General features: G+C 67.5%; 8 protein-coding genes. 5 read left to right on the top strand and 3 right to left on the bottom strand.

Going from position 1 to position 12,147, the window contains the following annotated elements; genetic code table 11:
• Positions 1 to 63 precede the first annotated feature (63 nt).
• Positions 64 to 1,344 carry an amino acid deaminase gene (locus CFB41_RS14520; protein ID WP_089456908.1) on the bottom strand — a complete coding sequence of 427 codons (1,281 nt, stop codon included), beginning with the start codon at positions 1,342 to 1,344 and terminating at the stop codon, positions 64 to 66.
• Between the two features lie 119 nt (positions 1,345 to 1,463).
• Between CFB41_RS14520 and CFB41_RS14515 the strand changes: the two genes are divergently transcribed.
• From CFB41_RS14515 to CFB41_RS14500, 4 genes are all read left to right on the top strand, one after another.
• Entirely contained in the window at positions 1,464 to 2,402 is a 939-nt protein-coding gene (locus CFB41_RS14515; protein WP_089456907.1) for a MurR/RpiR family transcriptional regulator, read from the top strand.
• 2 nt (positions 2,403 to 2,404) lie between these two features.
• Complete coding sequence (locus CFB41_RS14510) at positions 2,405 to 3,886, top strand: amidohydrolase family protein (protein WP_089440999.1); 1,482 nt, start codon at positions 2,405 to 2,407, stop codon at positions 3,884 to 3,886.
• 125 nt (positions 3,887 to 4,011) lie between these two features.
• Positions 4,012 to 4,398, top strand: a complete 387-nt coding sequence (locus CFB41_RS14505) for a RidA family protein (protein WP_011353171.1) — start codon at positions 4,012 to 4,014, stop codon at positions 4,396 to 4,398.
• A 174-nt stretch (positions 4,399 to 4,572) separates the two neighbouring features.
• Entirely contained in the window at positions 4,573 to 4,992 is a 420-nt protein-coding gene (locus tag CFB41_RS14500; RefSeq protein WP_089457204.1) for a VOC family protein, read from the top strand.
• 124 nt (positions 4,993 to 5,116) lie between these two features.
• Here CFB41_RS14500 and queF read toward each other — a convergent pair whose 3' ends face one another.
• Together queF and ilvA are read right to left on the bottom strand one after the other, a co-directional pair.
• Positions 5,117 to 5,941 carry an NADPH-dependent 7-cyano-7-deazaguanine reductase QueF gene (gene queF, locus CFB41_RS14495; protein WP_089426312.1) on the bottom strand — a complete coding sequence of 275 codons (825 nt, stop codon included), beginning with the start codon at positions 5,939 to 5,941 and terminating at the stop codon, positions 5,117 to 5,119.
• Between the two features lie 11 nt (positions 5,942 to 5,952).
• Positions 5,953 to 7,476 carry a threonine ammonia-lyase, biosynthetic gene (gene ilvA, locus CFB41_RS14490; protein ID WP_089440998.1) on the bottom strand — a complete coding sequence of 508 codons (1,524 nt, stop codon included), beginning with the start codon at positions 7,474 to 7,476 and terminating at the stop codon, positions 5,953 to 5,955.
• A gap of 573 nt (positions 7,477 to 8,049) precedes the next feature.
• On the opposite strand from ilvA, the gene CFB41_RS14480 reads away from it, so the two are divergent.
• Entirely contained in the window at positions 8,050 to 12,075 is a 4,026-nt protein-coding gene (locus CFB41_RS14480) for a DUF3683 domain-containing protein (protein ID WP_089456905.1), read from the top strand.
• Positions 12,076 to 12,147 lie beyond the last annotated feature (72 nt).

Raw genomic sequence — 12,147 nt, 5'->3', positions numbered from 1 at the left:
GCGCGCGTGACGGCCGCCCCGCGCGAGCGGCGGGGCGGTGGTGCGCGCCGTGCGCGACGGGCGTCAGAAGAAGGTTTCGACGACTTCCGTCACGCCGAACTGCGGATCGAGCACGAGCACCTGGCGCCACTTGTCGAACGTCAGGCACGGGTGCGAGATGTCGAACGCGACCATGTCGCCCACTTTCACGTCCGCGCCCGGCGGGATCTGCAGGTACGCGTGCTGGTCCATCATTCCGGTCACGGCCCATCCTTCGGTGGCGGCGACGTCGCGCGGCGCTGTGTCGCGGCCCGGGCGGAAGTGGCGCGCCGGCTCCGGCAGCCCCGCGTCGAACGCCGCATCGCGCTTGCCGAGCGCGACGATCGCGCGATCCGCCTCCGGCACCGACTGCACGTAGGCCCACAGCTGCAGCGCGGGCAGCAGCCCTTCGCCCATCGTGCGTGCGATCGGGTTGCGCGCGAACACGTCGGTCTGCGCCTTCTTGTAGATGCCGACATCGTGCGTCAGGTAGCAGCCCGGACGCAGCACGACCTCCGCGAAGCCGGCGTTCGACGCCTTCGCGAATTCCTCCGCGACCACGTCGTACCACGCCGAACCGGCGCCGGACAGGATCGCCGGCGTGCGCGCGAAGCGGCCGGCTTCGGCCAGCTCGCGCGTGAGCGCGACCGCTTCCTGCAGGAACGTGCGGATCTCGCCTTCTTCCTTCAGCACGCCTTCGTAGAGTTCGATACCGGCCAGCTTCAGCGTGTCCGGATAGCGCGCGATCGCGGCGAGCACGGCCTCGCGTTGCGCGGCATCGCGCACGCCCGCGCGGCCGCCCGGCACGCCGAGCTCGAGCAGCACGTTCAGCGGCTTCTTCAGCGCACCGAAGAAGCGGCCGAGCTGGTCGACGCTCTCCGCCGAATCGACGAGACAGAAGAATTCGAAATCGGGATCGGACAGCAGCCCGGCGATGATCGTCATGTTCTGGCGGCCGACCAGCTGGTTCGCGAGCAGCACGCGGCGCACGCCGCCGTGATACGCGGCCTGCGTCTGGTGCGCGGTCGCGAGCGTGATGCCCCACGCGCCGGCATCCAGCTGGCGGCGGAACAGTTGCGGCGCCATCGTCGTCTTGCCGTGCGGCGCGAACTTGACGCCGTACTTCTGGACGAAGGCCTGCATCCAGTTCAGGTTGTGTTCGATGCGGTCCTCGTAAAGCACGGCGGCCGGGAGGCTGACGTCTTCCGCAAGCAGGTTCCACTCGAGGCGGCCTGCGTCGCCGAGCGGCACGCTCGCGCTGGGCAGATTGCCGAGGCCCTTGCCGAACGGATCGATCGTCGCTTCCTGATAGTTTGTAACTTTCATGTCATCCCGCTCCATCATCACTATGCATTGCACTGAAGTTGACACGCCGATGGTACAGAAAGTAGCATCGGCGCGGTGGTGTTATTTAGTAACATCGAGCTTCGCACCCTTTTCCGCTGATGAATACGCCCGCCACTCCGTCCGCCCCGCTCGCAGCCGAGCTTCACCCGGCGCCGGCCGCTCCGCCGGTGCTCGACATCGTTGCGCGGATCGCCGAATGTGCGCCCGAGCTGCGCGAAGCCGAGCGCAAGGTCGCGGCGTTCATCCTCGCCGACCTGGCGCGCGCCGCGCATGCCAGCATCGGCGCGCTGGCACGCGACGCGGAGGTCAGCGTCGCGACGGTCACGCGTTTCGCGAAAGCGGTCGGTTGCCGCGACGTGCGCGAACTGAAGGTGCTCGTCGCGCAGGCGGCGGCCGTCGGCCAGCGCTTTCTGGTGCCGTCCGACGACTTGCCGGCCGACGACGCGAGCCCCGCGTCGATGGTCTACGACGAAATTCGCGTGGCGCTCGCGCACAACCATCAGTTGCTGCGCAACACGTCGTTCGACGCAGCCGCCGACCTGCTCGCCGCCGCGAAGATGACCTACGTGTACGGCCAGGGCGGCGGCTCGACCGCGCTCGCCGACGAGCTGCGCTTCCGGCTCGTGCGCTTCGGCCGGCCGGTCGCGAGCTACCAGGACAGCCTGCTGCAGCGGATGGTGGCCGCGACGCTGTCGCGCGACACCGTCGTCGTCGCGCTGTCGGTGAGCGGGCGTGTGCCCGAGCTGCTCGAAAGCTGCCGGCTCGCGAAGCGCTACGGCGCGAAGCTGATCGCGATCACCGCGCCGGCATCGCCGCTCGCGAAGCTGGCCGACCACCTGATTCCGGTCGTCGCGTTCGAAACCGATTTCATTTACAAGCCGTCGACATCGCGTTACGCGATGATGATGGCGATCGACGTGCTCGTCACCGGAGTCGCGTTGCGGCTCGGCGATGCGGGCCGAGAATCGCTGCGCCGCATCAAGCACGCGCTCGATGCGCATCGCGGCGGCGGAGACCGTCAACCGGTAGGAGACTGACCATGCATTCGCATCCCGAAGCCGCCGACACGCTGATCGTCGGTGCGCAGCTTTACGACGGTACCGGCGCGCCGCCCGTCACGCGCGACGTCGCGATCCGCAACGGCCTGATCGCGGCGATCGGCAACCTGTCGAACTGGCTGGCCGAGAACGTCGTCGATGCGAACGGCCGCGCGCTCGCGCCGGGCTTCGTCGACGTGCACACGCATGACGACACGCACGTGATCCGCGCACCGGAGATGATCCCGAAGATCTCGCAGGGCGTGACGACCGTGATCGTCGGCAACTGCGGGATCAGCGCGTCGCCGGTGACGCTCGCGGGCGATCCGCCCGATCCGATGAACCTGCTCGGCGAGCGCGGTGCGTTCCAGTACCCGACCTTCGCCGACTACGTCGCTGCCGTGAACGGCGCGCGTCCGGCGGTGAACGTCGCGGCGCTCGTCGGCCACACGGCGCTGCGCAACAACCAGATGGACCGCCTCGACCGCGCGGCGACCGACGGCGAGATCGCCGGCATGCGCGCGCAGCTCGAGGAGGCGCTCGCGAACGGCGCGCTCGGCCTGTCGTCGGGCCTCGCATATGGTTCCGCGTTCGCGGCGCCGGCCGAAGAGGTGATGGCGCTCGCCGAGCCGCTCGCGAATGCGGGCGCGCTGTACACCACGCACATGCGCACCGAGTTCGACGCGATCCTCGATGCGATGGAGGAGGCGTACCAGGTCGGCCGCCATGCACGCGTGCCCGTCGTGATCTCGCACCTGAAGTGCGCAGGCCCGTCGAACTGGGGGCGCAGCACCGAGGTGCTCGCGTCGCTCGAAGGCGCGCGCCGCTACCAGCCGGTCGGCTGCGACTGCTATCCGTACAGCCGCAGCTCGTCGACGCTCGACCTGAAGCAGGTGACGGGCGACATCGACATCACGATCACGTGGTCGGAGCCGCACCCGGAAGTGGCGGGCAAGCTGCTGAAGGCGATCGCGGCCGAGTGGGGCGTGACCGAGCAGGAAGCCGCGCAGCGCATCCGCCCGGCGGGCGCGGTGTACCACAACATGTCCGAGGACGACGTGCGCCGGATCCTGTCGCATCCCGCGACGATGGTCGGCTCCGACGGCCTGCCGAACGATCCGCTGCCGCACCCGCGGCTGTGGGGCGCGTTCCCGCGCGTGCTCGGCCACTACGTGCGCGACACGAACCTGCTGCCGCTCGAGGAAGCGATCCGCAAGATGACATCGCTGTCCGCGCGCCGCTACGGGCTCGCGCGGCGCGGCGAGGTGCACGTGGGCTACCACGCGGATCTCGTGCTGTTCGACCCGGCGAGCGTGATCGATGCCGCGACGTTCGAGAAGCCGCAGCAGCCCGCGCACGGGATCGACGCCGTGTGGGTGAACGGCGTGCTCACTTATGAAAACGGCCAGCCGACCGGCGAGCGCGCCGGCGGCTTCGTCGCGCGCGGCGAGCGCGTGCCGGCGAGTGCCGACGCCGCGTTCTGAACGCGGTGGTTGTTCCGATCTGCCGCGCGCGCCGTCGTCGGTGCGCGCATCCGTAACCGTGCGTTGCATGGGGCCGGAGCAGGCGCTGAAGCGCCGGCTCCGGCCGACAAACAAGGAGAGAAACGATGAAGCGATATGGCGTAGGCGAAGCGAAGGGCACGGGCGGCCAGGTGATGCCGTTCGCACGCGCGGTCGAGGCCGACGGCTGGCTGTACGTGTCGGGCCAGACGCCGATGGTGAATGGCGAGGTCGTCGAAGGCGGCATCGTCACGCAGTCGAAGCAGACGATCGAGAACGTGATCGCGATCCTGAAGGAAGCCGGTTACGGCCTCGAGCACGTCGTGCGCTGCGGCGTGTGGCTCGACGACGCGCGCGATTTCGCGTCGTTCAACAAGGTGTTCATTTCGTACTTCGGCGAGCATCCGCCGGCACGCGCGTGCGTGCAGTCGAGCATGGTCATCGACTGCAAGGTCGAGGTCGACTGCATCGCGTACAAGGCGCCGGCGAAGTAACGCCGCCACGAGGAGCCGCTACGCAACGGGCCCGGCGCATTCACGTGCGCCGGGCCCGTTTTTCATGTGCAGGGCACCGGTCGACTGGCCGATGGCGCTTCCGAGGCCACAACCGCCGCAACGCATCCCGTCCGTTCATGTAATGTGCCGCATGACCTTATGGGGAGGACATGCATGAAATGGGCTGCGCTGGTGCCGGAGCTGATCTGCTCGGACCTTGCCGGAAGCGTTCGGTTCTATCGTGACGTGCTCGGATTCCGGATCCGCTTCGAGCGTCCGGAAGACGGTTTCGCCTATCTCGAGAGCGGGGGCGCTCAGCTGATGCTCGAGCAATACAGCCCGGAGAGCTGGCTGACCGGCCCGCTGGAGCCGCCGCTCGGGCGCGGGATCAACTTTCAGATCGAGGTCGATGCGCTCGAGCCCATCCTCGACAGGATTCACGCCGCGGGCGTGACGCTGTTCGTCGAGCCGCGCACGTCCTGGTATCGGGAGGACGAGATCGAGCATGGCCAGATCGAGATGCTGGTGCAGGATCCCGACGGCTACTTGTTGCGCCTGGTGGAGATTCTTCCGGAGCGGCCGGTGAGCGGGTGAGGGCTGTCCGCGCGTCTCTGCACAATGAAAAACAGCCCGGCCGGTTAATCCCGGCCGGGCTGCTCTTGTCTGGGGTGGTCGCCGCGCGTCGCCGACTGCGAACCGCGGCGGCCGCCCGCCGCCGTCACTGCCGCGCATTACGCGCGTTATCCGGCATCGGCTGGTTGTAGTTGGTGCGGAACGGGTTGATGTCGAGCCCGCCGCGGCGCGTATAACGCGCATACACCGCGAGCTTCACCGGTTTGCACGCGTGCAGGATGTCGAGGAAGATCCGCTCGACGCACTGCTCGTGAAAGCCCGTGTGATTGCGGAACGAGATGATGTAGCGCAGCAGGCCCGCGTGGTCGATCTGCGGCCCGACGTAGTGGATCTGCACGCTGCCCCAGTCGGGCTGGCCGGTGACCGGGCAGTTCGAGCGCAGCAGGTCGGACACGAGCGTTTCCTCGACCGGCGCTTCGTCTTCAGCGGCCGACAGCAGCGACGGATCGGGTTCGTACACGTCGGTGTCGAGGTCGAGCCGGTCGAGCGACAGCCCGTCGAGCTCGTCCATCTCGAGCTTGCCGAAATCGTGCGGCGACACGAGCTGCACGGACACGGTCGCGCCGCACGCGGCCGATACGTCGCGCTTCAGCACGTCGCGCACTGCGTCGATCGAATCGAATTTCGTCTGCGCGAACGAGCCGAGATACAGCTTGAACGACTTCGATTCGACGATGTTCGGCGATTCGGCCGGCACATAGAACGTCGCCACCGCGATCTGCGGCTTGCCGCGCGCGTTGAGCCACGACAGCTCGTAGGCGTTCCAGATGTCGGTGCCGAAGAACGGCAGCGCCGACGTGATGCCGAGCTGCTCGCGCGCGCCGGCGCGCGGGATCGGGAACAGCAGCGACGCGTCGTACTGGGCGGCGTAGACGGTGGCCTTGCCGAGCGGGGAATGTTCGGGATTCATGCGTGACGCCTTTACGACAGGAAGAGGCGGTAAGCCGGGTTGGCGCTCTCCTCGACATACGGATAGCCGAGTGCCGCGAGGAAGCGTTCGAATTCGGCGCGATCCGCCTGCGGCACCTGCAGCCCGACGAGGATCGAGCTGTAGTCCGCGCCCTGGTTACGGTAGTGGAACAGGCTGATGTTCCAGTCCGGCGCCATCGACGACAGGAACTTCATCAGCGCGCCCGGGCGCTCCGGGAATTCGAAGCGGAACAGGCGCTCGTCGAGCGCGAGCGGCGAACGGCCGCCCACCATGTAGCGGATGTGTTCCTTCGACAGCTCGTCGTGCGTCAGGTCGACGCTCTTGAAGCCGTGCGATTCGAAGTTCGCGGCGATCTCGGCCGATTCGCCGCGGCGCTTGATCTGCACGCCGACGAAGATGTGCGCGGCCTGCGCATCGGCGATCCGGTAGTTGAACTCGGTGACGTTGCGGTCGCCGACGAGCGAGCAGAAGCGCTTGAAGCTGCCGCGCTCCTCGGGGATCGTGACGGCGAACACGGCTTCGCGCGCTTCACCCACTTCCGCACGCTCGGCGACGAAGCGCATCCGGTCGAAGTTCATGTTCGCGCCGGACGTGACCGCGACGAGCGTCTGGTTCTCGATGCCTTCGCGTTCCGCGTAGAGCTTCGCGCCCGCGACCGCGAGCGCGCCGGACGGCTCCAGCACGCTGCGCGTATCCTGGAAGACGTCCTTGATCGCCGCGCACAGTGCGTCGGTGTTCACCGTCACGACGCCGTCGAGGTATTCGCTGCAGAGCCGGAAGGTTTCCTCGCCGACCAGCTTCACGGCGGTGCCGTCCGCGAACAGGCCGACCTCGCTCAGCTCGACACGCTTGCCGGCTTCCAGCGACTGCGCCATCGCGCACGAATCCTCGGCCTGCACGCCGATCACCTTGATCTCCGGGCGCACCGCCTTCACGTAGGCCGCGACGCCGGACGCGAGCCCACCGCCGCCGATCGGCACGAAGATCGCGTGGATCGGGCCCTGGTGCTGGCGCAGGATTTCCATCGCGATCGTGCCCTGGCCGGCGATCACGTACGGATCGTCGAACGGGTGGACGAACGTGAGGCCGCGCTCTTCCTGCACCTTGACCGCGTGTGCATACGCGTCGCTGTACGACTCGCCGGCCTGGATCACCTCGACGCTCGGGCCGCCGTGCGCACGCACCGCATCGACCTTCACCTGCGGCGTCGTGACGGGCACGACGATCACGGCCTTGACGCCCATCCGGGCCGCCGAGAACGCGACACCCTGCGCGTGGTTGCCGGCCGACGCCGTAATCACGCCGCGCGCGAGTGCTTCCGCCGGAATGTGCGCCATCTTGTTGTACGCGCCGCGCAGCTTGAACGAGAACACCGGCTGGTTGTCCTCGCGCTTCAGGTAGACGGCATTGCGCAGGCGGGCCGACAGGTTGCGGGCGGATTCGAGTTCCGTCTCGATCGCGACGTCGTAGACGCGCGCGGTGAGGATTTTCTTCAGGTAATCGTGGGATGCCATGGGCGCTCGCGTGCAGTACGGAAAGCAGACGGTAAAGGATCAATGATAGCGCCAAGGGTCTGCCTGCACGCAAGCGGCATGCCGAGCGGGGGCTCGCGGGGCCGTGCGGGCGGGCGTCGGCGAGCGCGCGCCGCCTTTTTACCGGCTTAACCGGACGGTTACCGACCGGACGGACGGCGAATGATCGCATGAAATCGCGCCGAGCCAGGCCTGGCGCGGCTCGCGGGGATAGCCCCACGACCTGTCCGACGTGTCACGCGTGGCCCGATCATGGGTTAGAATTCCGTTTTGAATCAAGGATCGGAAGATGCAGAGGCACCCTCGGATCGCACCGTTGAAGCCGACGCCGCGCGCAGCCAGCCCCGCGGCCGAACGGCATGCGCGCCGCGCGCGATCGTGCTGATCGTTCCGAGTGCCGCCAGGCCCTGTCGCCGGCCAGGAGGGGCGAGTCGCCCGCTCCGGCCCCATGAAGGACAGCCGCGCGCCTGGTAACAGAACAGATTTCCCCAAGATTGCGCCCACGCGCTTGCCGACGCCCGTGCACGGTGTATCGGCCCTCCGAGTCGTCCGAACATGAACGCACCACAAGTTTTCGATCCGCATGGCGCGGCCGCCGCCGTCGCCGCCGACCCCGCGCCCCGCTTGCGCGAGATTCCCTACAACTACACGTCCTTCTCGGATCGCGAGATCGTGATCCGCCTGCTCGGCGAAGAGGCGTGGTCGGTGCTCGACGAATTGCGCGCCGAGCGCCGTACGGGCCGCTCGGCACGGATGCTGTATGAAGTGCTCGGCGACATCTGGGTCGTGCGCCGCAACCCGTACCTGCAGGACGACCTGCTCGACAACCCGAAGCGTCGCGCGCTGCTGATCGAGGCGCTGAACCACCGCCTCACCGAAATCGGCAAGCGCCGCAGCGCGGATCTCACCGAGCACCGCGACGACGCGGGCCGCGAGCGCGCGTCGCGCGTCGAGATGCTCGAAACCGCCGCGCAGCGTGCGGTCAACGAGTTCGCCGACGAATTCGAGAAGATGGCCGACCTGCGCCGCCGCGCGACCAAGGCGCTCGGCCGCTGCACGCAGAAGGACAACATCCGTTTCGACGGGCTGTCGCGCGTGTCGCACGTGACCGACGCGACCGACTGGCGTGTCGAATACCCGTTCGTCGTGCTGACCCCCGATAGCGAAGCCGAGATCGCCGGCCTCATCAAGGCCTGCTTCGAGCTCGGCCTGACCGTGATCCCGCGTGGCGGCGGCACCGGCTACACGGGCGGCGCGGTGCCGCTCACGCCGTTCTCCGCCGTCATCAACACCGAGAAGCTCGAGCAACTCGGCGCGGTCGAGCTGACCGAACTGCCGGGCGTTGCGCACAAGGTGCCGACGATCTTCTCCGGCGCGGGCGTCGTCACGCGCCGCGTGACCGAGGCGGCGGAAGCGGCCGGCTACGTGTTCGCGGTCGACCCGACCTCGCTCGACGCATCCTGCATCGGCGGCAACGTCGCGATGAACGCGGGCGGCAAGAAGGCCGTGCTGTGGGGCACCGCGCTCGACAACCTGGCGTGGTGGCGGATGGTCGACCCGGACGGCAACTGGCTCGAAGTCACGCGCCACGAGCACAACCAGGGCAAGATCCACGACATCGCGGTCGCGCGTTTCGAGCTGAAGTGGTTCGACGGCGCGTATGCGCCGGGCGAGAAGCTGCTGCGCACCGAAATGCTCGAGATCGAAGGCCGCCGGTTCCGCAAGGAAGGGCTCGGCAAGGACGTGACCGACAAGTTCCTCGCCGGCCTGCCGGGCGTGCAGAAGGAAGGCTGCGACGGGCTCATCACGTCCGCGCGCTGGGTGCTGCACAAGATGCCCGCGCACACGCGCACCGTCTGCCTCGAATTCTTCGGCCAGGCGCGCGAGGCGATCCCGAGCATCGTCGAGATCAAGGATTACCTGTTCGAAACGTCGAAGCAGGGCGGCGCGATCCTCGCGGGCCTCGAGCACCTCGACGAGCGCTACCTGCGCGCGGTCGGCTACGCGACCAAGAGCAAGCGCAATGCCTTCCCCAAGATGGTGCTGATCGGCGACATCGTCGGCGACGATGCCGATGCGGTCGCGCACGCCACGTCCGAAGTGATCCGGATGGCGAACGGCAAGAGCGGCGAAGGCTTCGTCGCGGTCAGCGCGGAGGCGCGCAAGCGCTTCTGGCTCGACCGCAGCCGCACGGCCGCGATCGCGAAGCACACGAACGCGTTCAAGATCAACGAAGACGTCGTGATCCCGCTGAACCGGATGGGCGAGTACACCGACGGCATCGAGCGGATCAACATCGAGCTGTCGCTGAAGAACAAGCTGCAGCTCGTCGACGCGCTGGAAGCGTTTTTCCGTGCCGGCAACCTGCCGCTCGGCAAGACCGACGACGCGAACGAGATCCCGAGCGCCGAACTGCTCGAAGACCGGGTCCAGCAGGCGCTGGAGCTGCTCAAGCGCGTGCGTGCCCGCTGGGAATTCGTGCGCGACCGGCTCGACCAGCCGCTGCGCGAGGCGCAGCACTACCTCGTGCAGCTCGGCTACGAGGCGCTTGCCGAGAAGTTCGCCGATCGCGCGGACGAGCAGCCGGGCGCGACCGTGTTCCACGTCACGCAGGACCGCACGGTCCGCATCTCGTGGAAGCAGGAGATCCGCGCCGAACTGCGCGCGATCTTCAACGGGGGCGCGTTCAAGCAGATCCTCGACGAGGCGCAGGCGATCCACAAGCAGGTGCTGCGCGGCCGCGTGTTCGTCGCGCTGCACATGCACGCCGGCGACGGCAACGTCCACACCAACCTGCCGGTCAACTCCGACAACTACGAGATGCTGCAGGACGCCCACGCGGCGGTCGCACGCATCATGACGCTCGCGCGTTCGCTCGACGGCGTGATTTCCGGCGAGCACGGCATCGGCATCACGAAGCTCGAGTTCCTGACCGACGACGAGATCGCCGAATTCCGCGCGTACAAGCAGCGCGTCGACCCGAACGGCCGCTTCAACAAGGGCAAGCTGCTCGAAGGCGCCGATCTGCGCAACGCGTACACGCCGAGCTTCGGGCTGATGGGGTACGAGTCGCTGATCATGAAGCAGTCCGATATCGGCGCGATTGCCGATTCGGTGAAGGACTGCCTGCGCTGCGGCAAGTGCAAGCCGGTGTGCGCGACGCACGTGCCGCGCGCGAACCTGCTGTACAGCCCGCGCAACAAGATCCTCGCAACCTCGCTGCTGGTCGAGGCGTTCCTGTACGAGGAACAGACGCGCCGCGGCGTGTCGATCAAGCACTGGGACGAGTTCAACGACGTGGCCGACCACTGCACGGTGTGCCACAAGTGCGCGACGCCGTGCCCGGTGAAGATCGACTTCGGCGACGTCACGATGAACATGCGCAACCTGTTGCGCAAGATGGGCAAGAAGAAGTTCAACGCCGGCAATGCGGCGGGCATGTTCTTCCTGAACGCGACCAACCCGCAGACGATCAACGTCGCGCGCAGCGTGATGATGGGCGCCGGCTACAAGGTGCAGCGTTTCGCGAACGACATGCTGAAGAAGGTCGTGACGAAGCAGACGCAGCACCCGCCCGCGACGGTCGGCAAGCCGCCCGTGGTCGAGCAGGTGATCCACTTCGTCAACAAGAAGATGCCGGGCAACCTGCCGAAGAAGACGGCGCGCGCGCTGCTCGACATCGAGGACAACAAGATCGTGCCGATCATCCGCAATCCGAAGTCGACCACCGTCGATTCGGAAGCGGTGTTCTACTTCCCGGGCTGCGGCTCCGAGCGCCTGTTCTCGCAGGTCGGGCTGGCCACGCAGGCGATGCTGTGGGAAGCCGGCGTGCAGACGGTGTTGCCGCCGGGCTACCTGTGCTGCGGCTATCCGCAGCGCGGCTCGGGCCAGTACGACAAGGCCGAGAAGATCGTCACCGACAACCGCGTGCTGTTCCACCGGGTCGCGAACACGCTGAACTACCTCGACATCAAGACGGTGGTCGTGTCGTGCGGCACCTGCTATGACCAGCTCGCCGGCTACGAATTCGACAAGATCTTCCCGGGCTGCCGGATCATCGACATCCACGAGTTCCTGCTCGAGAAGGGGATGAAGCTCGATGGCGTGACGGGCACGCGCTACATGTATCACGACCCGTGCCACACGCCGATCAAGACGATGGACCCGGTGAAGCTCGTCAACGAGCTGATGGGCTCGGAAAAGGACGGCTACAAGATCGAGAAGAACGAGCGCTGCTGCGGCGAATCGGGCACGCTCGCGGTCACGCGCCCGGACGTGTCGACGCAGGTCCGCTTCCGCAAGGAAGAGGAGATCCGCAAGGGGGCCGCGAAGCTGCGCAGCATCCCGGTCGTGGCCGGCAACGCGCCGGCGCCGGCCGCCGCGGCCGCGAACGGCCCGGACGTGAAGATCCTGACGAGCTGCCCGTCGTGCTTGCAGGGCCTGTCGCGCTACAGCGAGGACGCGAACCTCGAAGCCGACTACATCGTGGTCGAAATCGCGCGCCAGGTGCTCGGCGAGAACTGGATGGCCGATTATGTCGCACGTGCGAACAATGGCGGGATCGAGCGCGTGCTGGTCTAATGCGGGCATGACGACCGCCCGACCGGGCTAGGGATGAGCGGGCGCCGGCGCGGCAATGCCGGCGCCCGTCCA

Origin of the sequence: Burkholderia sp. AU33803 (genome assembly GCF_002223095.1) — a bacterium.
In the GTDB taxonomy this organism is placed as follows: Bacteria; Pseudomonadota; Gammaproteobacteria; order Burkholderiales; family Burkholderiaceae; genus Burkholderia.
Note: the sequence above shows the minus strand (reverse complement) of the source record. Positions and strands in the feature narration are given on the sequence as shown.